Below are 23,625 nucleotides of genomic sequence, written 5' to 3'. Positions count from 1 at the left end.
CTCACCACTCCGCGAAGGATCCGTCGCTGTGACGCCACACCGGGTTGCGCCAGCGGTGGCCCTCGGCCGCTCGTTCGATCACGTACTCCTCGTTCACCTCGATGCCCAGGCCCGGTCCGGTCGGGATGCGGACCTGACCGTCCGCGTACGTGAACACGGACGGGTCGACGAGGTAGTCGAGGAGATCGTTCGACGTGTTGTAGTGGATGCCGAGGCTCTGTTCCTGGATGGTCGCGTTGTAACAGCCCGCGTCGATCTGCAGGCACGTGGCCAGTGCGATCGGCCCGAGCGGGCAGTGCAGGGCGAGCGCCACGTCGTACGCCTCGGCCATGTGCGCGATCTTCCGAGCCTCGGTGATGCCGCCGCAATGCGACGGGTCGGGCTGGATGATGTCGACGGCCCCGGAAGCGAGAACCGACTTGAAATCCCAGCGGGAGAACAATCTCTCACCCAGTGCGATCGGGATCGGCGACTGCCGGAGCACGTCGACGAAACCGTCCACGTGCTCGGAGAGCACGGGCTCCTCGACGAACATCAGCCGGTACGGTTCGAGTTCCTTCAGCAGCACCTTCGCCATCGGCTTGTGCACCCGGCCGTGGAAATCGACGCCGATGCCGATGTTCGGTCCCACGGCGTCGCGCACGGCGGCGACGTTGGCGAGACACCGGTCCACCTTGTCCCAGGAGTCCAGGTACTGCAGTTCCTCCGTGCCGTTCATCTTCACCGCGGTGAACCCGCGGTCGACGACCTCCCGCGCCGCCTTCGCGGTGTCCGCGGGGCGGTCGCCGCCGATCCAGGAGTAGACCTTGATCCGGTCCCGGACCCGGCCGCCGAGGAGTTCGTAGGCCGGCACGCCGAGGGCCTTGCCCTTGATGTCCCACAGGGCCTGGTCGATGCCGGCCAGCGCACTCATGTGGATACCGCCGCCGCGGTAGAACCCGGCCCGGTACATGACCGTCCACAGATCCTCGATCTGCGTCGGATCCTGCCCGATCAGGTAGTCGGACAGTTCCTCCACCGTGGCGGCGACGGACGCCGCCCTGCCCTCGAGCACCGGCTCGCCCCAGCCGACCACGCCGTCGTCCGTCTCGATCCGCAGGAACAGCCACCGCGGGGGCACGGCGTACGTGGTGAGTGACTTGATCTTCATGGAGTCCTCCTGTGCGGGGCCGTGGTGGTGGCCCCGGTCGTCGTCGGTGTCGGTTCAGGCGGCGTCGGCCGACCAGATGTTCATCAAGGCGATGGCGCGGTCGCGGACGGTGCCGGCGCTGTCGCCGGGCCGGTAGAGGCAGGTGCCGAGTCCCGCGCCGCCCGCGCCTGCGGCGGCCCAGTCGGCGAGGTTGGTCCGGTCGACGCCGCCGACGGGCAGCAGTTCGACGTCCGCGGGCAGGACGGCCCGCCACGCCCGCATCCCGGCCGTCCCGACCGAGTCGGCGGGGAACAGTTTGATGCTGCGCGCGCCCGCCCCCACTGCGCTGAACGCCTCGGTGGGGGTGGCCGCCCCCGGGTACGGGTGCAGGTTCCGGGCGACGGCAGCGCTGATGACCTCGACGTCGCTGTTGGGGGAGACGATGATCCGGGAACCGGCCGCCTCGGAGCGGATCACGTCGTCGACGCTGAGGACGGTGCCGGCGCCCACGACGCAGACGTCGCCGACGGCCGTCGCCAACCGCTCGATCGAGTCGAACGGCCGCGGGGAGTTCAGGGGGACCTCGATCGTCGTGAAACCGGCGTCGACGAGGGCGGAACCGACTGCGACGACCTCCTCCGGGGTGATGCCACGCAGAATGGCGATCAATCCGGTGGTCGTCGTGGTGGCAGAGGCACTCACAGGGTCTCCTTCTCGGGATTCGTGGATGGTTCCGGGTCGAGCAGTCCCGCATCGATCGCCACGCGCCACAAACCCTGCGCGGCCGCCTCCTCCGCGACGATGTCGGCGGCCACGCCGTGGACGCGCAGTCCCGCCGCATAGCGTCGGCAGAGATCGGCGTTTCCGCACAGCAGGATCCGGTGTCCGGCGTCGTAGTGGGGCAGGAGGTGCCGGACCTCGTCGGCGATGATCACGCCGGAGACGTAGTCGGGAAGCGACGCCGGATCGAGGAGTCCGTCGAGCACCAGCGCCCGTGCCCCGAACAGTTCCGCGGGCAATCCGCGCGAGGGTGCCGACGTTCCCGAGGCGAGGCCGCGACCGAAGGCGGCGTCGTCCCGCACCCCGGTGGTTGCGGTGCGGCCGAGGATGCCGTGCTGCATCACCAGGCCGTACAACTCGCCGGACATCGCCGTGGCGAACGAGACGATCTTGCGATCCTCGACGCGTGCCCACTTGCTGTGCGTTCCGGGGAGCACGACGGTCCGCGGACCGTCGGTCGGCGGGAGCAGGCCCAGGGCCCCGATGATCTGCGTCTCCTCGCCCCTCATCACGTCGCCGGGCACCGAACCGTCGGCGGCGGACGCGACGCGCAGGCCGGGCACGAGGTGCAGAACTCCGCGGGGGTGGGGGACCGCCGTCAGGTCGCCGGCGCCGATGGCGAGATCGGTCGGAGTCGTCAGGTAGCCGGCTTCACGCCAGCCCTGGGCGCTGCCCACCATGCCGCACGCGATCGCGGGGAGATCGGGGGTGGCCGCGATCCAGTCGCCACAGGCCTCGGCGAACGCGGCCTCGTAGGCGCGGGTGCGCGATTCCGGGTCGTCTCCGGTGGTGCCGAGCAGTCCGAAATCGGGCCTGCGAACGTCCAGAATGCGGCCGCCGTCGCCGAGGAGCCAGGCGCGCTGCGAAGACGTGCCCCAGTCGAGGGCGATCAGGCGCGGTGGTGATGTGTCGGGGGTGTTCTGGATCACGCGAACTACTATCGGATGCAAATCCCATAATGACGAACATGGTCCCTATATGTGGGACAGTGGGGTGTGGCCGAACCGACGAACGACATTCCCCCCGGCACCCAGACGCTGGCCCGGGGGCTCGCAGTAATCCGTGCCGTCTCCGACGGCGCGCAGGATCTCCGCGCGGTCGTCGACCACACCGGGCTGGGGCGCAGCACCGCGCACCGGCTCGTGCAGTTGCTGGTCCACGAGGGCTATCTGCGCAGCGGAAGCCGCGGCTACACCCTCGGCCCGACGCTGATCGAACTCGGTTTCAAGGCCCTCCACGGCAACCCGCTTCCCGTGGTCGCGCGCCCGATCCTCGAGGAGTTGTCGGCGCACGTGCACGACACGGTGCACCTGGCGGTCGAGGACGGTGGCTCGGTGCTGTACCTGGACAAGCTGCCCGGATCGCGCGGCGCCGAGATGCGCTCGCGCATCGGTCACCGCATGCCGCTGACCCGCGCAGGGGTCGGGAAGGCCCTGCTGCTCGACTCGGCCGAGCGCTGGGATGCGCTGTACGAGAGCGACGCCGCGCAGGCTCCGCGACCACTGGCGCGCGGACACGGAGGGCAGGCCGGCTTCCGCAAGCGGATGGAGGACTACGCGCGGATCGGAGCGGCCATGGACCTCGAGGACAACGAACCCGGAATCCGCTGTGTCGCGGCCCCGGTGCGGGACGCGTCGTGCGCGATCGTCGGCGCGATCAGCGTGTCGGCCACGAGCCCGTACATGCCCGACGAGCGGATGCGCGGGCTCGTGCCGGTCGTGTGCCGGGCCGCCGGACGGATCTCCGCGGCGCTCGGCTACCGGGAGATCTGAGCCGGCGACCGGTCAGCGGTACCGGCCCTCGCAAGCCTGCTCGCCTCCGAGCACTCCGGTGCGGAAGGCGTCGACCCGGGAGAACCCGCTCGGCACGGTCTCCCCGTTCACGTCACTGGCGGCGAGTCCGTCGGTGAGCAGTCCCGAGACCGCCTCGTCGAGGTCGCCGGGCGACAACCACACGCTGCCCTCCGCCAGGGTGGCCGGACTGGCCGGGCTCAGCGCGCTGGTGACGACACCGGACAGGCAGGCGGCCCGCAGCGCGGTCTGCGGCGAGTGCAGATCGTCGCCCCGGTCCCGCTGCAACGCCAGGGTGTACCGCGAGGCGAGCAGGACGTACGCGTTGTAGTCGCCGGTGAGCTTGGTCTGGAACAGTTCACGACGGCCCGGGCGTCCCGGTGTGCCGCGTTCGGCGAGGGCGTCGACACTGACCCCGATCGTGTTGGTGGCCGGGCAGTACGACACCGGTTCCGTCGCGTCGGCGTCCGCGCAGCCGAGGTCGGCGCCGTCGAGTTGCAGTGTGGGCGGATCGCTGAGATCGAAGATCTGCTGGAACGACGTGAAGAACGCCTCGACGGACTCGTCGGTGACGGGAAGTTCACCGTCGTCGGTGTCGTCGGCGAAGCGCTGCGGCAGATCCGCGCGCCGCGAGTCGATCTCCTTCTCGTCGATGCGCGTGCACGCTGCCGGGCCGTCCGTGAATCCGATCTGGGTGGCGGTGACTCGTTCGAACGCCGAGCCGTGCACGTTGTCCGGATCGTTCGGGTCGGTGTCACCGATCGCCACCGCCGACGCCAGTACCTTGTTGAGGCCGTCCGACGTGTTCAGCGTGAAATGGGGCGCCTTGTCTTCCGCGATGTGCCGCATGAATGCCCCCGCGAAACAGTCGGCCTGCTGTTCCCGCACGATGCCGCCGCCCACGTTCTCGTCGGCGATTCCCGCCTTCGTCTGGACGGCGTGCCCGTACTCGTGAGCCAGCACGAAGACGGCGGCGACGATGCCGAATTTCTCCACGACCTCCGGCAGCAGCAGCGCCCGGTCCCAGCCGATGGTGTGGTCGGTGCTGCAGTAGCCGGCGTTGAGGAGTTCCTCGGTGCTGTCCCCGCAGAACCGGGGGCCGTCGGAATCCCGCGGATCCCAGGAGATCAGCTCCTCCACCGGCTCGAACTTGCGCTGGAACAGTGCCGGGAACTCGGTGCGCCAGTAACTCTCGATGTCGCTCACCGCGTTGGCCGCCATCGTGTCGATCTCACCGCCGTCGGTGCCGGTGACCGGGAGGTCGGCGTCGGGCGCGCCCTTGCGGGCACCGCTCGGACCCGACGTGGCATCGAGGCCCGCCACCTTGAACGGATCGTCGTAGATGGACGCGGCCTCACCGTCCACCGAACGCGTGCACCCCGACAGCACGACGGCAGTCGTGGCCAGAACGCCCAAGCTCGCAGCCCACAGCCGACGTCGGGTCAGCAAGGCCGTGCCTTCATCAACGCTCCAGACTCATCCAGATCGCGCCGTTCGCGGGCAGTGCCACCTCCGCGGAGGCGGGACGGCCGTGCCACGGCTGCGAAGTTGCCGTCACCGCACCGAGATTTCCCCAACCCGATCCTGCGTAGACCTCGGCGTCGGTGTTGAGAATTTCACGCCATTCGCCCCGTTCTGGCAAGCCCACACGATAATTCGCGTGCGCGGAACCCGAGAAATTGAACAGGCACGCCAGAATCGACCCGTCGGTGCCGTAACGCAGGAAGCTCAGGACGTTGTTCGACGTGTCGTTGGCGTCGATCCAGGAGAACCCGCCCGGTGACGTGTCGAGCGTCCACAACGCCGGGTGCTCGCGGTACGTGGCGTTGAGGTCGTGGACGAGCCGGAGCAGACCGCGGTGGAAGCCGCCCGTATACGGGTCGTCGAGCTGATACCAGTCGAGTCCGCGTTCCTCGGACCACTCCGCGGTCTGCCCGAACTCCTGACCCATGAACAGCAGTTGCTTGCCGGGGTGCGACCACATGTACGCCAGCAGGGCCCGCACGCCGGCGGCCTTCGACCAGTCGTCGCCGGGCATCCGCGTCCACAGCGTGCCCTTTCCGTGCACCACCTCGTCGTGGCTGATGGGGAGTAGATAGTTCTCGCTCCACGCGTACATCAGGGAGAACGTGATCTCGTGATGGTGGTAGCTGCGGTGGACGGGATCGTGCGCCAGGAACCCGAGGGTGTCGTGCATCCACCCCATGTTCCATTTCATGTTGAATCCGAGTCCGCCGACGTTGGTCGCGCGGGTGACACCCGGCCACGCCGTCGATTCCTCGGCGATGGTGACGACCCCGCGGTGCTGCTTGTGGACCGTGGCGTTGGTCTCCTGCAGGAAGGCGACCGCCTCGAGGTTCTCCCGGCCGCCGTGGATGTTCGGCATCCAGCCGCCCTCCGGCCGCGAATAGTCGAGGTACAGCATCGACGCGACCGCGTCGACGCGCAGACCGTCCACGTGGAACTCGTCGAGCCAGTACAGCGCGTTGGCGACGAGGAAGTTGCGGACCTCGCGACGCCCGAAATCGAACACGTACGTTCCCCAGTCGAGTTGCTCGCCGCGCTGGGGATCGCTGTGCTCGTAGAGCGGTGTGCCGTCGAACCGGGCCAGCGCCCACTCGTCCTTGGGGAAGTGGGCAGGCACCCAGTCGACGATGACGCCGATGCCGGCGGCGTGCAGGTGGTCGACGAACCACCGGAAGTCGTCGGGCGAGCCGAACCGTGAGGTGGGCGCGTAGTACGACGTCACCTGGTACCCCCAGGACCCGCCGAACGGGTGCTCGGCGACCGGCAGCAGTTCGACGTGCGTGAACCCCGTCTCCGTGACGTGGGCGGCGAGTTGCTCGGCCATCTCGCGGTAGTTCAGCCCCGGACGCCACGAACCGAGATGCACCTCGTACACGCTCATCGGGGACTGCGCGGGCTCGGTGGCCGCCCGCTGGGCCAGCCAGTCGGCGTCGTTCCATTCGTACGTGCTCACCGACACCCGGGACGCGGTCGCGGGAGGGACCTCCGTCGCGAAGGCCATGGGGTCGGCCTTGTCGCGCACACTGCCGTCGGGGCCGTGGACCCGGAACTTGTACAGGTCGCCGACCTCGATACCGGGGACGAACAACTCCCACACCCCGGTCGACCCGAGCACCCGCATCGGGAAGTTCCGGCCGCTCCACCCGTCGAAATCGCCGATGACGCTCACCCCGCGGGCATTGGGAGCCCACACGGCGAACGACGTGCCGGTGACGGTGCCGTCGGGGGTGTCGTAGCGGCGGCGGTGTGCGCCGAGGATCTCCCACAGCCGCTCGTGCCTGCCCTCACCGAACAGGTGCAGGTCGAGTTCGCCGAGCGTCGGCAGGAACCGGTAGCCGTCGGCGGAGACGTCGTTGTGACCACCCGGCCACGTCGTGGACAGCCGGTAGTCCATCAGATCCCGGTACGGCACCAGCGCGCCCCACACACCGTGCGCGAGGTGTTCCAGCGAGAAACTCGTCCCGCCGATGACGGCGTCGACGGCCTCGGCGTAGGGGCGCAGCGCGCGGATCACCGTGCCCTCGGGATGTGGGTGCGCGCCCAGGATCGAGTGCGGGTCGTGGTGCTCGCCCCGGGCCAGCAGGTCGAGGTCGGCGGCGTCGGGTGCGATGGCGACAGGCGGTTCGACGGTCACTATGTACCTCCGCGGTAGGCCAGCTTCGTTCTGGCCGGATAGGGAATCGACGGCAATGCCAGGATATGGGCCACGGCCCGCCACGGTTCGAGGCGCACGAAGTTGGTCTGCCCCCAGTGATACTGCTCCCCGGTGACCTCGTCGAGCACGGTCAGGTGGTCGTGCCAGTCGCGGCCGAGCGCCGGCATGTCCAGCCACACGTTGCCCTGCTCGGCGCCGTACGGGTTGAGGTTGATCACCGTCAGCACGGCGTCGCCTGTGGTGGCATCGAACTTGGAGTACGCGATCAGGGCGTCGTTGTCGACGTGGTGGAAATGGATGTTGCGCAACTGCTGCAGCGCCGGATGCTGCCTGCGGATCCGGTTGAGCGCGGTGATCCACGGTTCCAGGGACTCGCCGCGGGCGGCCGCTCCCTCGAAGTCGCGGGGGCGCAGCTGGTACTTCTCCGAGTCGAGGTACTCCTCACTGCCCGGACGCACCGGAACATGTTCGTACAGTTCGTAACCCGAGTACACGCCCCACGTGGGCGACAGGGTCGCCGCCAGCGCGGCACGCAGCGCGAACATTCCCGGACCGCCGGTCTGCAGGCTCTCGTGCAGGATGTCCGGGGTGTTGACGAAGAGGTTGGGGCGCGCCTCGTCGGCCTTGGCGGCGATCTCCTTGCCGAACTCCGTCAACTCCCACTTGGCCGTCCGCCACGTGAAATACGTGTAGGACTGCGTGAACCCGCGGCGGGCGAGACCGTACAGTCGCGCCGGACGGGTGAACGCCTCGGACAGGAACAGGACGTCCGGATCCGACTTTTTGACCTCGGCGATCAGCCACTCCCAGAAGTCCGCCGGTTTGGTGTGCGGGTTGTCGACCCGGAAGATCTTGACGCCCGCCGCAACCCAGTGCCGCACGACCCGCAGGACCTCCGCGTAGATGCCGTCGCGGTCGTCGTCGAAGTTGACCGGGTAGATGTCCTGATACTTCTTCGGCGGGTTCTCGGCGTAGGCGATGGTGCCGTCGGGAAGGACGGTGAACCATTCCGGGTGCTTCTTCGCCCAGGGATGGTCCGGTGCGGCCTGCAGGGCCAGGTCGATCGCCACCTCCAGGTTCAGCTTCCGGGCGGCGGCGACGAACGCCTTGAAATCGCGCATCGTCCCGAGTTCGGGGTGGATCGCGTCGTGGCCGCCTTCGTCCGAGCCGATCGCCCACGGCGAACCGACGTCCTCGGGGCCCGGGGTCAGCGTGTTGTTGGGGCCCTTCCGGTTGATCTTTCCCACTGGGTGGATTGGCGGCAGGTATACGACGTCGAAACCCATCGACGCGATCCGGGGAAGCGCCGCCGCGGACGTTGCGAACGTGCCGTGCCGGGGCCTGCCGTTCTCGTCCCGGCCGCCGGTGGAGCGCGGGAAGAACTCGTACCACGACCCGAACAGCGCTCGCGTGCGGTCGACGAGCACGGTGTGCGCCTCGCTCTTCGTGACCAGTTCGCGCAGCGGATGTGCGCGCAGCAGTTCGGTCACGTCCGATCCGAACGCCGGAGCCACCCGCTCGGAGAGGTGACGGTCGGAACGCAGCGACGCCGCGACCCCGGTCAGCCGTGAACGGTCCGCGCGCGGGACGCCCTTCGCGGCCCGCTCGAACAACCGCGCACCGATCTCGAGGTCGTTGGCCAGTTCGGCCGGACCCTGCCCCACCGCCAGCTTCGCCTCGACCGCGTGCTTCCACGTGGTGACCGGATCGCTCCAGGCCTCGATCCGGAACGTCCAGAGACCCTCGCCGGTCGGGGTGAAGGAACCGTCGACAGTGTCGGGCACCGGACCGCTGGTCATGGGAATCCGGAACGTCGCCGAGCCGCCCGAAGAAGCACTGCGCGGCCCCCGCACCGCCAGTGTGGCGGCCACGGCGTCGTGACCTTCGCGCCACACGGTTGCCCGGACGGGAAACACCTCACCCACAACGGCCTTGGCGGGAAAGCGGCCGCACCCGACGTTCGGTTCCACGTCGTCGATTCCGAGTCGACCTGTCACACTGGGCTCCGTTCCATAGCCGGAAGTTGCCGGCGGCTCGTGGGCTGGGCCGCCCGTTCAACCGTAATGGAGTCGACCGGTTCCTGTCCGTATTGGAGATCTGACGCCCACCCGGCCCGACACGGCGCGACGACGCCCGCAGTGCGTTATCGTTCGCGAGGTGAAAGCCTTGCGTCGGTTCACTGTCCGAGCCCACCTTCCGGAGCGGCTCGCTGCCCTCGGTCCGCTGTCCACCAATCTTCGCTGGTCGTGGCATCCGGCCACGCAGGAACTGTTCGGATTGCTGGACGAGGACCTGTGGCGCCAGGTGCAGTTCGACCCGGTCCGGATGCTCGGAGAGGTCGATCCCGCCCGCCTGGACGAACTGGCCGAGGACGTCGCGTTCCTGGCCCGGCTCGACGCCGCGTCCGCCGACCTCGACGACTACCTGTCCCGGCCCCGCTGGTATCAGAACCAGCAGGCCAAGGGAGTGTCGCTGGACGGCGGGATCGCATACTTCTCAATGGAGTTCGGGGTCAGCGAAGTGCTGCCCAACTACTCCGGCGGCCTCGGGATTCTCGCAGGCGACCACCTGAAGGCGGCATCCGATCTGGGACTGCCGCTGATCGGTGTCGGGTTGCTGTACCGCTCGGGATATTTCCGGCAGTCGCTGACCGCGGACGGCTGGCAGGCCGAGCACTACCCGCCGCACGACCCGCAGGGCCTGCCGCTGCGCCTGCTCACCGAGTCCGGGCCGCAGTCGTCCGACGGGGCGCCCGTCCTCGTGCACGTCGCGGTACCCGGCGGGCGGGTGCTGCGCGCCCGCGTGTGGATCGCCCAGGTGGGGCGCGTCCCGCTGCTGCTGCTCGACTCCGACATCGCGGAGAACGACGCCGAGATGCGGGGCGTCACCGACCGCCTGTACGGAGGCGACCAGGACCACCGCATCAAACAGGAGATCCTCGCCGGCATCGGCGGCGTCCGCGCGGTGCGCGCCTACACCCACGCCTACGGCCTGCCCGATCCCGCCGTCTTCCACATGAACGAAGGTCATGCCGGTTTCCTCGGCATCGAGCGGATCCGCGAACTGGTCACCAGCGGCGGGCTCGACTTCGACGAGGCGCTGGCCACGGTCCGCGCCGGCACCGTCTTCACGACCCACACCCCCGTTCCCGCGGGAATCGACCGGTTCCCGGCCGACCTCGTGCGGCACTACTTCGGCGGCGACAACGGGGCGAACGAATCGTCCCTGCTGCCGGGGCTGACGATCGACCGGATCCTCGGACTCGGCCGTGAATCGGATCCGTCCGTGTTCAACATGGCCCACATGGGCCTGCGTCTCGGGCAGCGAGCGAACGGTGTGTCCAAGCTGCACGGCATCGTCAGCCGGGAGATGTTCCAGCCGCTGTGGCAGGGCTTCGACGCCGGAGAGGTGCCCATCGGCTCGGTCACCAACGGTGTCCACGCGCCCACCTGGGCCGCACCCGAATGGATCGATCTCGCCACCCGCATCCTCGGCCCCGAACTGGTCGAGGAGGCCCGCGGCTGGGAGCGGCTGCAGGATCTGTCCGCCGAGGAGCTGTGGGCGACCCGCAACGCGCTGCGCGGAAAACTCGTCGAGGAGGTGCGCCGGCGGGTCCGGGCGTCCTGGATCGAACGCGGCGCGACGTCCGCCGAACTCGGCTGGACGAACGAGGTGTTCGACCCGAACGTGCTCACCGTCGGCTTCGCCCGGCGCGTACCCACCTACAAGCGTCTGACGCTGATGCTGCGCGACCCCGAACGGCTGCGGGCCCTGCTCCTCGACGAGAACCGTCCGGTACAGCTCGTGGTCGCCGGGAAGAGTCACCCCGCCGACGACGGCGGGAAGGCGCTCATCCAGCAGGTCGTGCGGTTCGCCGACGCCGCCGACGTCCGGCACCGCATCACGTTCCTCCCCGACTACGACATGTCGATGGCGCGGTACCTGTACTGGGGTTGCGACGTGTGGCTCAACAACCCGCTGCGCCCGCTCGAGGCGTGCGGAACGTCGGGGATGAAGTCGGCCCTCAACGGCGGACTGAACCTGTCGATCCGCGACGGCTGGTGGGACGAGATGTTCGACGGCGAGAACGGCTGGGCCATCCCGACCGCGGACGGCGTCGTCGACGAGACCCGGCGCGACGACCTCGAGGCCAGCGCACTGTACGAACTGCTCGAGCGCGCCGTCCTGCCGAGGTTCTACGACCGCGCGGACGGACTGCCGGTGCGCTGGGTGGAGATGGTGCGTCACACGCTGCAGAACCTCGGGCCCAAGGTGCTGGCATCACGGATGGTGCGCGACTACGCCGTCCAGTACTACGCGCCGGCCGCCGCATCGGCCCGGACGGTGGCGGCGGAGAACTTCGCCGGCGCCCGCGAACTCGCCGCGTTCCGTCGACGCGTCGAGGCGGCGTGGCCCGCGGTGACGGTCCTGCAGGTCGACGGCGCGGGGCTGCCCGACACTCCCGAGATCGGAGCGAATCTGGTGCTCCGCGCCCGTATCCGCCTCGGTGAACTGTCCGTCGACGACGTCACCGTGCAGGCCGTGATCGGCAAGGCCGGACCGGACGAGGAGCTCACCGACATCGTCACGGTGCCGATGACGCACTCGGCGTCGGACGAGTCGGGGGAGTTGTTCGTCGCCGACCTGGCGCTGCCGCTGTCCGGCTCGGTCGGGTACACGGTGCGGGTGCTTCCGCACCACGATCTGCTCGTCGATCCGTCGGAACTGGGCCTGGTGACGGTGCCGAACCCCTGACCGGCCCCACCGAGCCGGCCCGGGTTCGTCCCGGCACGGTTCACGGGCCGACGTCCCGGCGCCGGAAGCCGGCGCCGGCGGCGAGGAACAGGGCCGCCGCCAGAATCAGCAGACCGACGAGGGGAGCGGCGGCGAAGCTTTCGGCAGGCAGCGCCGGCGTGTAGTGGAAGGGGGAGAGAATCCCGAACCAGTCCGGGAGGACCTCCCCGAACATTCCGGCGACGAGAACGTAGCCCACGAACGCCCACACAGCCGGCAGCGCGCGAGGTATCAGACCGTAGACGGCCGCGCACGCTCCGACGATCACGAGCACTGCCGGCACCGTGTTCAGGGCCGCGCCGGTCAACCGGCCGAGCGTGCCCGCATCGGACAGCGTGAACGCCGCGGTGATCCCCATGCCGACCCCGGCCATCACCGCGATCGCGACGGCGGCACCCGCGATCACTGCCAGTTGGCCACCGAGCCACCGCGCCCGCGACACGGGGGTGGCCAGTGCCTCCTCGGCGCGACCGGACGATTCCTCCGAGCGGATCGACACGACGGCACCGACGGCGTACATCGCGGCCATCACCACCAGGAACACCAGATACAGGGCGAACGCGCCGTCGGCGGCCGCCGCGGCGCCACCCGGCAGCAGCTGTGCGAGATCGGGATCCTGCCCGATGAAATCGCTGATCTGCCTGCCGAGGGAACCGATGGGCAGCGACAGAGCGAACACACCGACACCCCAGGCGAGGATCTGGCCGCGCTGCTGGCGCGCCGCGAGCGCAGTGACTCCGGTGAGGCGGGGGGACGCCTCGGCGCGCCCGCCCCGCGGCGGAAGGAGTCCCGCCCCGACGTCCCGGCGGCCGATGGCGCCATACGCGCACATGACGGTCAGCGCCGCCGCGACGACGCCGATCAGCAACGGCCACCATCGTTCGTCGACGTACGCGCGGGTGGCCTGCGACCAGCCGATCGGCGACACCCACGTCAGGAGGCTCCCGCTGTGCCCCTGCTGCACGTCGCCCACCGCCCGCAGCAGGTACGCGACGACGACCGCGCAGATTCCGGCACCGCTTGCCGCGCGGGCGTGTTCGGTGAGCTGCGATGCCAGCGCCGACAGCGCCGTGAACACCAGACCCACGACCAGCACACCCGCCGACATGTTCAGCGAACCCACCGGAGGGAGACCCACGGCGAGCAACCCGATGACCAGCAGCAGCGCGACGAACACAGTGGCGAGGGCCGCCGAGATCAGTCCCGCCGTGATTCCCGCGTACCGCCCGACGACGCCGGCGCGCACCAATTCCGCGCGCCCGGTCTCCTCCTCCGTCCGCAGATGCCGCGTCACCAGCAGCACCGACATGACCGCCACGGCCACCATCGTCATGCCGGCGATCTCGTTGGCGACCATCGCACCCAGCGTGTAGTCGTCCAGGCCGTAGCCCGGCCCGGCAAGGGCGGTGGCGGCCGGGGACGAGATGAGTTCGGCACGGGCCTGCCGGGATTCGGCGGTCGGGTAGATGGTGGAATAGCTCGACGCGAGCAGGACGGTGAGACCGGCCACCGCGACCGTCCACACCGGAATCCGGACCCGGTCGGTGCGCACCGCCAGTTCGGCGAGCACACCCGTCCCACTCAGCTGACTCACTGCGGCCGTCCGATCCCGAGCGCCTCGACCTCGTCGCGGTACTCGCGGAGGAACAGGTCCTCCAACGTCGGCGGGTTGGCGGTGATCGAGACGATGCCCAGCCCCGTCAACGTGGTCATGACCGGGTCGATCTGATCGGAATCGACGTCGAACGTCACCGTGTTCGCGTCCTCACCCTTCTGCAGGTTGTGCACACCGGGGACGTTCCCGATCGGATTGGGCTTGATCCGGGTGGTCGCCGTCACCGTCGTCCGGGTGAGATGCCGCAGCTCGGACAATGTTCCCGCCTGCACCGTCCTGCCCGCCCGGATGATGGTCACGGCGTGGCACAGCGCATCCACCTCGGCGAGGATGTGGCTGGACAGCAGCACCGTGCGTCCGCCGCGCGCGAATTCCGTGATGCACTCCTGAAACACCGCCTCCATCAACGGGTCCAGGCCCGACGTCGGCTCGTCGAGGATGAGGAGTTCGGTGTCGGCGGCGAGCGCGGCCACGAGGGCGACCTTCTGCCGGTTGCCTTTCGAATAGGTGCGGCCCTTCCGGGTGGGGTCGAGTTCGAACCGCTCGATCAGCGACGCGCGCCGCGCCGGGTCGAGTCCGCCGCGCAGTCGCCCGAGAAGGTCGATCGCCTCGCCGCCGGACAGGTTGGGCCACAAGTTCACTTCGCCAGGCACATAGGCGAGCCGCCGATGCACGGGTACGGAATCACGCCACGGATCGGAACCGAGAACGGACGCCGAACCCCCGTCGGCGCGCAGCAGACCGAGGAGCACCCGGATGGTCGTGGACTTGCCCGCGCCGTTGGGTCCGAGGAATCCGTGCACCTCGCCCGGCTTCACCTCCAGGTCGAGGCCGTCGAGGGCGAGCACTTCACCGAACTTCTTGGTGAGTCCGCGGACTGAGATCGCAAGGTCCATCGGTCGAGCATAGGTGCGCACCGATCCGCTGTCCGACTCAGTGCGGAACAGCGTTTCAGGGGCGTGAGTCGCGGATCCGTCCCAGCGCCTTGCGCACGACCTCCGGATCCGACGTCTCCCAGAACGGCGGCAGAGATGCTCGCAGATACCCGGCGTACCGGGCGGTGGCGAGCCGCGGATCGAGGACCGCCACCACACCCTTGTCGTCGACGCTGCGCAGCAGACGTCCCACACCCTGCGCGAGCAGCAGCGCCGCGTGATTGGCTGCGACGGAAAGGAACCCGTTGCCGCCGCGCGACTCGACCGCCTTCTGCCGGGCGACCAGCAACGGGTCGTCGGGGCGGGGGAACGGGATGCGGTCGAGGATCACCAGGCTCAGGGACGGACCCGGCACGTCGACGCCCTGCCACAGCGACAACGTGCCGAACAGCGACGTCGGCTCGTCGCCGGCGAACGCCCGGACGAGGGCGCCCGTCGAGTCGTCGCCCTGGCACAGGATCGGGGTGTCGAGCCGGTCGCGCATCGCCTCCGACGCGGCCTTCGCGGCCCGCATCGACGAGAACAACCCCAGCGTCCGCCCGCCCGCCGCCTCGACGAGTTCGGCGATCTCGTCGAGATACGCGGGGGACAGGCCGTCCCGCCCCGGCGGCGGCAGTTGCTTCGCGATGTAGATGATGCCGGCGCGGGCGTGGTCGAACGGCGACCCGACGTCGAGGGCGTTCCACTTGAGCGTGCCCGTGTCGGACGGCGCCTCGGACCCGGTGGCCATCGCCGGATCGATCACGACGGACGACTCCGCGGGAAGTCCCCAGTTGACCGCGAGGCCGTCGAAGGACCCGCCGACGGTCAGCGTGGCGGACGTGAGGACCACCGTCGATTCCGCGAACAGCCGGGAACGCAGCAGCCCGCCGACCGACAGCGGCGCCATCCGCACCACCCGGCGAATCGAACCGCGGTTGTCGTCGGCGGCCAGCCACACCACGTCGCGGCGCTTCGCCGGATCCGGCTCGTCGAACGCGCTGAGAACCCGGACGGCGCTGTCGTGAACCTCCTCGACCGACGCGAGTGCGGTGTTGCGGGCGGCGGCCGCCTCCGGGTCGCTCAACACCATGCCCGGACGGGACGGGCCGATGGCCGTGCGCAGCGCCCAGGCGGCGTCGCGGACGGCGGCGAGCGCGGGTGCCGCACCGGGCGGCAATGCCTCCCACCGCTCGGGCCGCAACTCCTCGAGCAGCGCCGCCCAGCCCTCGCCCGCCGCCTCGAGACGATCGGCGTCCTGCTCCTCGACGAGCTTCGCGCAGCGCCGCGCCGCGGCACTGATCGTCGACGCCGCCAACTCCGCGGTGGCGACGTTGGTGACGCGGTCGACCAGTTCGTGCGCCTCGTCGATGACCACGACGTCGTGTTCGGGGAGAATCGCGATTCCGGTGATGGCGTCGATGGCGAGCAGGGCGTGGTTGGTGACCACGACGTCGACCTGCGACGCCTCCGCGCGGGCCCGCTCCGCGAAGCAGTCCTCGCCGACCGGGCAGCGGGACTTGCCGAGGCACTCCCGGGCCGTGACGCTGACCTGGCGCCACGCCTTGTCGCTGACTCCGGGGGCCAGGTCGTCGCGGTCGCCGGTCTCGGTGTCCGAGGACCACTCGGTGAGGCGCTGGACCTCACGGCCGAGCCGGGACACCGCGAACGGGTCGAACAGCTCGTCGGCCTGCGGCTCCTCCGCAGTCCCGGTGTGGATCTTGTTCATGCACAGATAGTTGTTGCGGCCCTTGAGGATCGCGAAATGCGGCCTGCGGCCGAGTGAACCCTGCAGCGCGTCCGCGAGCCGCGGCATGTCGCGGTCGATCAGCTGACGCTGCAGCGCGATGGTGGCCGTCGAGACGATGACCGTCTTGCCGCTCTGCACGGCGTGCCGGACGCTCGGCACGAGGTAGGCGAGCGACTTGCCGGTACCCGTACCGGCCTGGACGGCCAGATGCTCCCCGGTGTCGATCGAATGCGCGACGGCGGAAGCCATGGTCAGCTGGTTGGACCGCTCGGCACCGCCCAGCGACCGCACCGCCGTGCGCAACAGCTCGGGGACGTTGGGGAGGTTTTCAGGCACCCGAGCAGGTTACTCGGGACCTACGTCAGAAATCGTCACGCGGTCCGAGGGGACGTCCGCGTCGCGCCCCACGAGGCGCACCCCGGCGGCCCGCATCGCGGTGATCGCGGCCTCGACGGTCGCGGGCGCCACACCCGCGGTGAGGGGGAGCAGCACGCGCGTCGGGAAGCCGGCGGCCACGGCGTCGAGTGCCGTCGCGACCACGCAGTGATCGGTGGCGATCCCCACGATGTCGACCTCGGTGACCCCGGCCGCACGCAGCCATTTCTCCAGGGTCTGGCCGTCGGAGTTCGTGCCCTCGAAGCCCGAGTACGCCGCCGAGAACTCGCCCTTGGAGAACACCGACTCGATGCCGCTCCGATCGAGGTCCGGGTGGAACTCCGCGCCGTGGGTTCCCGATTTGCAGTGCACCGGCCAGGTGTCGACGTAGTCCGGTTCTTCGGAGAAGTGGTGGCCCGGGTCGATGTGGTGGTCGATGGTGGCCGCGATCGCGTCGTAGACGGCTCCGGCCAGGAAGCGGCTGATCGCCGCCGCGACCGCGGAACCGCCCTCGACGGCGAGGGAGCCGCCCTCGCAGAAGTCGTTCTGGACGTCGACCACGAGCAGCGCCCGCCGTGCGTCGGTGTTCTCGATGTCGGTCATGGTGCCCTCCTGGATTCGGGTTCGGCGAAGCGCACGGGGATCGCGGGCTCGCCGTGGGAGAGCTTCAAACCCTCCCACGGGAGACTGACGAGGCCCGCCGCCAAGAGGGATCTGCTGTCCTCCAGAGTAGTCGCCTCGCAGGCGTTCTCACCGCCCCGCACCAGCGGGACCAGCAGTTCTGTCACCTCGAGGCCTGCCGCGCCGGGTGCGTCGGAGTGGGCCGGGTACACCACCTCCTCCACCAGGGTTCCGGTGTCGCGGGCGAACCGCACCGCCTTCTTGACGCCGCCCCGCGACGCCTTGTGGCTGCTCCGCTTCTCGACGGGGATGCCGTCCACCTCGACGAGTTTGTAGACCATTCCCGCGGTCGGTGCACCCGACCCGACGACGACGGACGTGCCGACCCCGTAGACGTCGACCGGTTCGGCCCGCAACGCGGCGATGGCGTACTCGTCGAGGTCGCCGGACACCACGATCTTCGTGCCGGTCGCCCCGAGGCCGTCGAGTTGCCCGCGCACCTGCCGGGCGAGAACACCCAGGTCGCCGGAGTCGATCCGGACACCCCCGAGACCGGGGCCCGCGACCTCGACGGCCGTCTCGACGCCCGCGGTGATGTCGTACGTGTCGACGAGGAGCGTGGTTCCGACTCCGAGTGCCGCGACCTGTGCGCGGAACGCCGCCGCCTCGTCCGGCCCGTCCGGGGTGGTGTGCAACAGGGTGAACGCGTGCGCACTGGTGCCCGCACCGGGAACGCCGTGCCTGCGGACCGCCTCCAGGTTCGACGTGGCCGTGAAACCCGCCAGGTACGCGGCGCGCGAGGCCGCGACTGCCGATTCCTCGTGGGTGCGCCGCGAACCCATCTCGATCATCGGGCGTCCGTCGGCGGCGCTGACCATCCGTGCGGCGGCGGACGCGATGGCGCTGTCGTGGTTGAGGATCGACAGGATCAGCGTCTCGAGCAGCACGCACTCGGCGAACGTTCCGCGGACGGACAGGATCGGGGAACCGGGAAAGTAGAAGTCGCCCTCGCGGTAGCCGTCGATGTCGCCGCTGAACCGATGGTCACGCAGCCATTCGACGGTTGCGTCGTCGAGGAAGCGGGAGACGATCTCGAGTTCCGGATCGCCGAAGCGGAAGTTCGACAGCGCCGCGACCAGGCGGGCGGTGCCGGCGACGACTCCGTAGCGGCGACCGTCCGGAAGGCGGCGGGCGAACACCTCGAAGCTGCAGTGACGGTGGGCGGAACCGTCGGCGAGGGCCGCCGACAGCATCGTCAACTCGTACTGGTCGGTGAACAAGGCGGTGCTGTCTCTGGACACCCGGCCACTGTAAGCCGCGGTGTCGCCGGGCGGTGGAGCGTCGTACCCTTGTGTCATGGCTCATTGCTCGACGACAGCTCCATTCGTGGATGCCATGCCGGCATCGCCGCAGGTCACCCCTGCAGAGTCGGAGGTCGTCGAGGTCGATGAAGCCAATGATCGTCCCTGGGTCACCGTCGTGTGGGACGATCCGGTGAATTTGATGCACTACGTCACCTACATTTTCCAGAAGCTCTTCGGGTACAGCAAAGCGAAGGCGACGGAACTGATGATGCAGGTGCATTCCGAGGGGAAGGCCGTGGTGTCGAGCGGCTCCCGCGACAAGGTCGAAAACGATGTACGCAAGCTGCACGCGGCGGGCCTGTGGGCCACGATGCAGCGGGACAGCAGCTAACTTTCCGTTCGGACAGTAAGGAACTCGGTACACGACGTGCGGATGTGGAGCAGGAAGAACTCGCTCGGGGGCATGAAGCTGCGCTCGGAGATGGACGCGCACGAGGCGACGGTGCTGCGATCGCTGGTCGCCTCCGTCCTCGGCCTCCTCGAGGAGCGGGCGGCGTCGGCCCCGGCCGACGAACTCGCCGCGCTCACCGGGATGCGGACGGGCAACACGACGGCACCCGACGAGGAGGTCCTCGCCCGGCTGCTGCCCGACTTCCACCGCCCCGACGTGGACGCGCCGGACGACGACGAGATTCGCGCCGAATCGAAGGCCGACGTCAACGGTGCGCTGCGCGGACTCCACGAACCGGAGATCATCGACGCCAAGCTGGCCGCGGGCTCGGTCATCCTGCACACCGTCCCGGAGAACGGCGGCAAGGTTCTGCTCACGCCGGAGCAGGCCGACGCCTGGCTCAGCGGTCTCAACGACGTCCGGCTGGCGCTGGGGACCAACCTGGGCATCGACGCCGACACGCCCGACGAACTCGATCCGGGTGATCCCCGCGCACCGCACCTCGACATCTACCACTGGCTGACCTGGATGCAGGACTCGCTCGTTCAGGCACTGGCGCCGTGACGGGCACGACGCCGGGCCGCACCGATTCGCTCGTCGATGTGGTCGGCCTGAGCGTCGGGCACCACCACCGACTCGATGCGGATGCCGCACTCGGCAGCGGCGCCGCCACCGGATGCACGGTCGTCCTCGCCCCGCACGGCGCGACCGCCGCGGTCGACGTCCGCGGCGGCGGGCCGGGCACCCGGGAAACCGACCTCCTCGACCCCAGCCACAGCGTCCGGAAGGTGCATGCGATCGTCCTGACCGGCGGCAGCGCGTACGGGCTCGCCGCTGCGGACGGCGTCATGCGATGGCTGGAGGAGCACGGGCACGGAATCGCCATGGGGGAGCCCGATCAGGTGGTCCCGATCGTCCCCGCCGCAGTCATCTTCGATCTCCCGGTCGGCGACTGGCGCACCCGTCCCACGGCCGAATTCGGTTACCGAGCAGCGGATTCTGCGTCGCACACGGTGCTCTCCGGTTCGGTGGGCGCCGGTGTCGGGGCGCGCGCGGGCGCGATCAAGGGCGGGGTCGGAACGGCGAGCGTCGTCATCACGGACGGTCCGGCGAAGGGCATCACCGTGTCCGCGCTGATGGTGGCCAATCCCGTCGGAACCGTATTCGATCCGGCGACCGGACTGCCGTGGGGTGTCGCCACCGTGGGCGCAGCCGCGTTCGGGCTCCGGCCGCCCGCCGCAGCGGAGGTGTCGGCGGCACGCGAACTGATGGCCAAGGCCACCGTCCTCAACACGACCATCGGGGTCGTCGCGACCGACGCCGCCCTGGGTAAGGCGGCGCTGCGCCGCGTCGCCGTCGCCGGACACGACGGGCTCGCCCGCGCGATCCGGCCCGCGCATTCGCCGCTCGACGGCGACACGATCTTCGCGCTCGCCACCGGCATCCACCCGGTGCACCACCCGGCCGGGGTGCCCGACGCGTTCCCGCCCGATCTGCCCGTCGTCGACGCCGTCTGCACGGCTGCGGCCGAAGTGGTCGAGAAGGCCGTCGTCGACGCCGTCCTCAGCGCGACCCCCGTCGCGGGAATTCCCACGTACCGCGAACTGTTCCCCTCGGCACTGCGTTCCTGAGGCACTGCGTTCCTGACGCGGTCCCGGCCTGATCGGTGGCCGAGACGACGGTCCGCACCTAGGATGGCGCTCACGGAGGTGGTTGACGTGCTGGTGATTCGATCGGACTTCGTCGAGGCGATGGTCGCGCACGCGCGCGCCGACCACCCGGACGAAGCGTGCGGGGTCATCGCCGGGCCCGAGGGCTCCGACCGCCCCGAACGGCACATCCCGATGATCAACGCCGAACGGTCGCCGACGTTCTACCGATTCGACTCCGGTGAGCAGTTGAAGGTGTGGCGGGCGATGGACGACGCCGACGAGGTGCCCGTCGTGATCTACCACTCGCACACCGCCACCGAGGCGTACCCCAGCCGGACCGACATCTCCTTCGCATCCGAACCGGACGCTCACTACGTGCTGATCTCCACCCGAGACCCCGACGCCCACGAACTGCGCAGCTACCGCATCGTCGACGGCGTCGTCACCGAGGAACCCGTCGACGTGGTGCAGAGCTACAAGTTCGCCCACACATCGGTCGCGGACGTCCCCGACAAGTGACGACTCCGTCCCTCGCGACGGTCCCGCGGCAGAAAGACACCCACATCCCGAGGAGCCGACCATGGCTGTCACAGTTTCGATCCCCACCATCCTGCGTTCCCACACCGGCGGCGAAAAGCGGGTGGAAGCAACAGGTCCCACGCTTTCCGCCGTCATCGACGACCTCGACGGCCACTACGGCGGCATCAAGGACCGCCTGATCGACGGCGGCCGACTGCACCGGTTCGTCAACGTGTACGTCAACGACGAGGACGTCCGATTCTCGGGCGGACTCGACACCGAGGTGGCCGACGGGGATTCCGTGACGATCCTGCCCGCCGTCGCCGGAGGCTGATCGCGGCCGTGGCGCGGTTCGATTCGCTCATCGACACCCTCGGCGACACACCCCTCGTCGGGCTGCCGCGCCTGTCGCCGAGCTGGAACGGCACCTCACCGGTCCGCCTGTGGGCGAAACTCGAGGACCGCAATCCGACCGGTTCGGTGAAGGACCGGCCGGCTCTCCGCATGATCGAACAGGCCGAGAACGACGGCACCCTGACACCCGGCGCCACGATCCTCGAACCGACCAGCGGCAACACCGGCATCTCCCTGGCGATGGCCGCGAAACTCAAGGGCTACCACCTCATCTGCGTGATGCCCGAGAACACGTCCGTCGAACGCAGGCAACTGCTCACGATGTTCGGCGCCGAGATCATCGACTCACCTGCGCGCGGCGGCTCGAATCAGGCTGTGGCCGTGGCCAAGGAACTGTCCGCGGAACATCCCGACTGGGTGATGCTGTACCAGTACGGCAATCCCGCGAATGCGCTCGCGCACTACGAGACGACGGGGCCGGAGATCCTGCGGGACCTGCCCGAGATCACCCACTTCGTGGCCGGACTCGGCACCACCGGAACCCTGATGGGCGTCGGTCGCTACCTCCGCGAACACGTCGACGGCATCGAGATCGTCGCGGCGGAACCCCGCTACGGGGAACTCGTGTACGGCCTCCGCAACATCGACGAGGGCTTCGTTCCCGAACTGTACGACGAATCCGTCCTCACCTCGAGGTTCTCCGTCGGTCCCGCCGACGCCGTCCGCCGCACCCGGCAACTGATCGACAACGAAGGCATCTTCGCGGGCATCTCCACCGGCGCGATCCTCCACGCCGCGCTGGGAGTCGCGCGCAAAGCGGTCAAGGCCGAGCGCGCCGCCGACATCGCGTTCATCGTCGCCGACGGCGGATGGAAATATCTGTCGACCGGCGCGTACGGCGGTACGGTCGAGGAAGCGGAAGAAGCACTGGAAGGGCAGTTGTGGGCATGACGACAAGGGTGTGCGGATCATGACTTCGCCGTTCGACTCCTCGCGATTCGGCTCGCCGGCGCCGAGGGGTGGCGCGTCGCCGGTGCCCGCGCGCAAGTCGAAGCCGCTGTGGTTGCAGTCCGCGATCGTCGTCGGCGCGTTCACGATGTTGCTGTACGTCATCGAGATCGCCGACGTGGCGTCCGACGAGCGACTCGAAGACAACGGCGTACAGCCGCGCACGATCGACGGACTGTGGGGAATTCTGTTCGCCCCGGTCCTCCACGACGACTGGGCGCACCTGTTCGCGAACACCGTCCCACTGCTGGTCCTCGGGTTCCTCGTGCTGCTGTCGGGCATCGCCCGCGGCCTCGCCGCCACCGGGATCGTCTGGGTGGTCGGCGGTCTGGGCACCTGGTTGACCGGCGGGTCCTATTCCAACCACATCGGCGCCTCCGTCCTGATCTTCGGCTGGCTGGCCTACCTGCTGGTCCGGGGAGTCTTCGCCCGCAACCTCGGCCAGATCCTCGTCGGCGTGGTGGTGTTCGTCGTGTACGGCAGTCTGCTGTGGGGTGTGCTGCCGAGCGCGCCCGGTGTGTCCTGGCAGGGGCATCTGTTCGGCGCCGTCGGTGGTGTCCTCGCCGCGTGGCTGCTCTCCGCCGACGCCAGGAAGCAGCGGGCCCGGAAAACGGTAGGGCCGCACTCGTTCGGATGAGTGGCCCGCGGCGGCGAACAGGTGGTCTACCGGCGTGTACGCCGCTTCCGGCGGCTGAGCGTATGCCCTGCTGGTAGGCTCCTCGCGAGATCCGGGCACACCACCACTGCGTAGTTCAGGCCATCGACAGTGTCGTCACGGAGGGTCGGTCGAGGGGGTCGAGCTCGCGGATTCGCGCACATGCCGTGTCGCCGATGTCCGGGCGTCCCCAGCGGCGGACCTCCGTCGCCGCACCCCACCGCACCCTCAG

At 69.4% G+C, this 23,625-nt stretch carries 20 protein-coding genes; 9 read left to right on the top strand and 11 right to left on the bottom strand.

Going from position 1 to position 23,625, the window contains the following annotated elements:
- Nucleotide 1: 1 nt before the first annotated feature.
- Genes dgoD through P3H15_RS22430 form a run of 3 tightly spaced genes read right to left on the bottom strand, consistent with a single transcriptional unit; the run spans nt 2 to nt 2,838 of the window.
- Nucleotides 2-1,150, bottom strand: a complete 1,149-nt coding sequence (gene dgoD, locus P3H15_RS22440) for a galactonate dehydratase (protein WP_276139258.1) — start codon at nt 1,148-1,150, stop codon at nt 2-4.
- Between the two features lie 54 nt (nt 1,151-1,204).
- A complete protein-coding gene (locus tag P3H15_RS22435) occupies nt 1,205-1,831 on the bottom strand; it encodes a 2-dehydro-3-deoxy-6-phosphogalactonate aldolase (RefSeq protein WP_276139257.1) in 627 nt (208 codons plus the stop codon).
- Entirely contained in the window at nt 1,828-2,838 is a 1,011-nt protein-coding gene (locus P3H15_RS22430) for a 2-dehydro-3-deoxygalactonokinase (RefSeq protein ID WP_276139256.1), read from the bottom strand. Before P3H15_RS22430 ends, P3H15_RS22435 begins: the two co-directional genes overlap by 4 nt.
- A 51-nt stretch (nt 2,839-2,889) precedes the next feature.
- Between P3H15_RS22430 and P3H15_RS22425 the strand changes: the two genes are divergently transcribed.
- Nucleotides 2,890-3,681 carry an IclR family transcriptional regulator gene (locus P3H15_RS22425; protein ID WP_346348795.1) on the top strand — a complete coding sequence of 264 codons (792 nt, stop codon included), beginning with the start codon at nt 2,890-2,892 and terminating at the stop codon, nt 3,679-3,681.
- A 12-nt stretch (nt 3,682-3,693) separates the two neighbouring features.
- Here the strand turns inward: P3H15_RS22425 and P3H15_RS22420 are convergent, their stop codons facing one another.
- Genes P3H15_RS22420 through P3H15_RS22410 form a run of 3 tightly spaced genes read right to left on the bottom strand, consistent with a single transcriptional unit; the run spans nt 3,694 to nt 9,378 of the window.
- On the bottom strand, nt 3,694-5,115 hold the full coding sequence (locus P3H15_RS22420; protein WP_276139272.1) for a neutral zinc metallopeptidase: 1,422 nt from the start codon (nt 5,113-5,115) through the stop codon (nt 3,694-3,696).
- 46 nt (nt 5,116-5,161) lie between these two features.
- Nucleotides 5,162-7,360: a 1,4-alpha-glucan branching protein GlgB gene (glgB, locus tag P3H15_RS22415; RefSeq protein WP_276139254.1), complete on the bottom strand. Its 2,199-nt coding sequence runs from the start codon at nt 7,358-7,360 to the stop codon at nt 5,162-5,164.
- Nucleotides 7,360-9,378, bottom strand: a complete 2,019-nt coding sequence (locus P3H15_RS22410; protein ID WP_276139253.1) for an alpha-1,4-glucan--maltose-1-phosphate maltosyltransferase — start codon at nt 9,376-9,378, stop codon at nt 7,360-7,362. Before P3H15_RS22410 ends, glgB begins: the two co-directional genes overlap by 1 nt.
- A 160-nt stretch (nt 9,379-9,538) precedes the next feature.
- Here P3H15_RS22410 and glgP point away from each other — a divergent pair, with 160 nt between their 5' ends.
- Nucleotides 9,539-12,136 (top strand): alpha-glucan family phosphorylase, encoded by a 2,598-nt coding sequence (glgP, locus tag P3H15_RS22405; protein WP_276139252.1) that lies wholly within the window; start codon nt 9,539-9,541, stop codon nt 12,134-12,136.
- Nucleotides 12,137-12,176: 40 nt separating this feature from the next.
- On the opposite strand, the gene P3H15_RS22400 is transcribed toward glgP, so the two are convergent.
- From P3H15_RS22400 to P3H15_RS22380, 5 genes are read right to left on the bottom strand one after another with little or no spacing between them, the layout of a single operon-like run.
- Nucleotides 12,177-13,769 (bottom strand): ABC transporter permease, encoded by a 1,593-nt coding sequence (locus P3H15_RS22400; RefSeq protein WP_276139251.1) that lies wholly within the window; start codon nt 13,767-13,769, stop codon nt 12,177-12,179.
- Nucleotides 13,766-14,686 carry an ABC transporter ATP-binding protein gene (locus tag P3H15_RS22395; RefSeq protein WP_276139250.1) on the bottom strand — a complete coding sequence of 307 codons (921 nt, stop codon included), beginning with the start codon at nt 14,684-14,686 and terminating at the stop codon, nt 13,766-13,768. Before P3H15_RS22395 ends, P3H15_RS22400 begins: the two co-directional genes overlap by 4 nt.
- Before the next feature lie 55 nt (nt 14,687-14,741).
- A complete protein-coding gene (locus P3H15_RS22390; RefSeq protein ID WP_276139249.1) occupies nt 14,742-16,790 on the bottom strand; it encodes an ATP-dependent DNA helicase in 2,049 nt (682 codons plus the stop codon).
- Between the two features lie 9 nt (nt 16,791-16,799).
- Complete coding sequence (locus tag P3H15_RS22385; RefSeq protein ID WP_276139248.1) at nt 16,800-17,432, bottom strand: isochorismatase family protein; 633 nt, start codon at nt 17,430-17,432, stop codon at nt 16,800-16,802.
- Entirely contained in the window at nt 17,429-18,808 is a 1,380-nt protein-coding gene (locus tag P3H15_RS22380) for a nicotinate phosphoribosyltransferase (protein WP_276139247.1), read from the bottom strand. The genes P3H15_RS22385 and P3H15_RS22380 overlap by 4 nt, the downstream gene beginning before the upstream one ends.
- Between P3H15_RS22380 and clpS the strand changes: the two genes are divergently transcribed.
- The 7 genes from clpS (at nt 18,807) to P3H15_RS22345 (ending at nt 23,375) form a co-directional block, all read left to right on the top strand.
- Complete coding sequence (clpS, locus tag P3H15_RS22375; protein ID WP_072947001.1) at nt 18,807-19,145, top strand: ATP-dependent Clp protease adapter ClpS; 339 nt, start codon at nt 18,807-18,809, stop codon at nt 19,143-19,145. The two genes, P3H15_RS22380 and clpS, sit on opposite strands and share 2 nt — an antisense overlap.
- A 36-nt stretch (nt 19,146-19,181) precedes the next feature.
- Nucleotides 19,182-19,769, top strand: a complete 588-nt coding sequence (locus tag P3H15_RS22370) for a DUF2017 domain-containing protein (protein ID WP_072947003.1) — start codon at nt 19,182-19,184, stop codon at nt 19,767-19,769.
- Nucleotides 19,766-20,836, top strand: coding sequence for a P1 family peptidase (locus P3H15_RS22365; RefSeq protein WP_276139246.1), 1,071 nt, complete (start codon nt 19,766-19,768; stop codon nt 20,834-20,836). Before P3H15_RS22370 ends, P3H15_RS22365 begins: the two co-directional genes overlap by 4 nt.
- A 63-nt stretch (nt 20,837-20,899) precedes the next feature.
- Nucleotides 20,900-21,376 (top strand): Mov34/MPN/PAD-1 family protein, encoded by a 477-nt coding sequence (locus P3H15_RS22360; RefSeq protein WP_095864953.1) that lies wholly within the window; start codon nt 20,900-20,902, stop codon nt 21,374-21,376.
- 61 nt (nt 21,377-21,437) lie between these two features.
- The gene (locus P3H15_RS22355) at nt 21,438-21,710 is read left to right on the top strand and encodes a MoaD/ThiS family protein (RefSeq protein ID WP_276139245.1); all 273 of its coding nucleotides are present in this window, start codon (nt 21,438-21,440) and stop codon (nt 21,708-21,710) included.
- A gap of 8 nt (nt 21,711-21,718) precedes the next feature.
- Complete coding sequence (locus P3H15_RS22350) at nt 21,719-22,681, top strand: PLP-dependent cysteine synthase family protein (protein ID WP_276139244.1); 963 nt, start codon at nt 21,719-21,721, stop codon at nt 22,679-22,681.
- A 19-nt stretch (nt 22,682-22,700) separates the two neighbouring features.
- Entirely contained in the window at nt 22,701-23,375 is a 675-nt protein-coding gene (locus P3H15_RS22345; RefSeq protein WP_276139243.1) for a rhomboid family intramembrane serine protease, read from the top strand.
- The last annotated feature ends 250 nt before the right edge of the window (nt 23,376-23,625 follow it).

Origin of the sequence: Rhodococcus sp. T2V, assembly GCF_029269925.1 — a bacterium.
Classification (GTDB): domain Bacteria; phylum Actinomycetota; class Actinomycetes; order Mycobacteriales; family Mycobacteriaceae; genus Rhodococcus_F; species Rhodococcus_F koreensis.
Note: the sequence above shows the minus strand (reverse complement) of the source record. Positions and strands in the feature narration are given on the sequence as shown.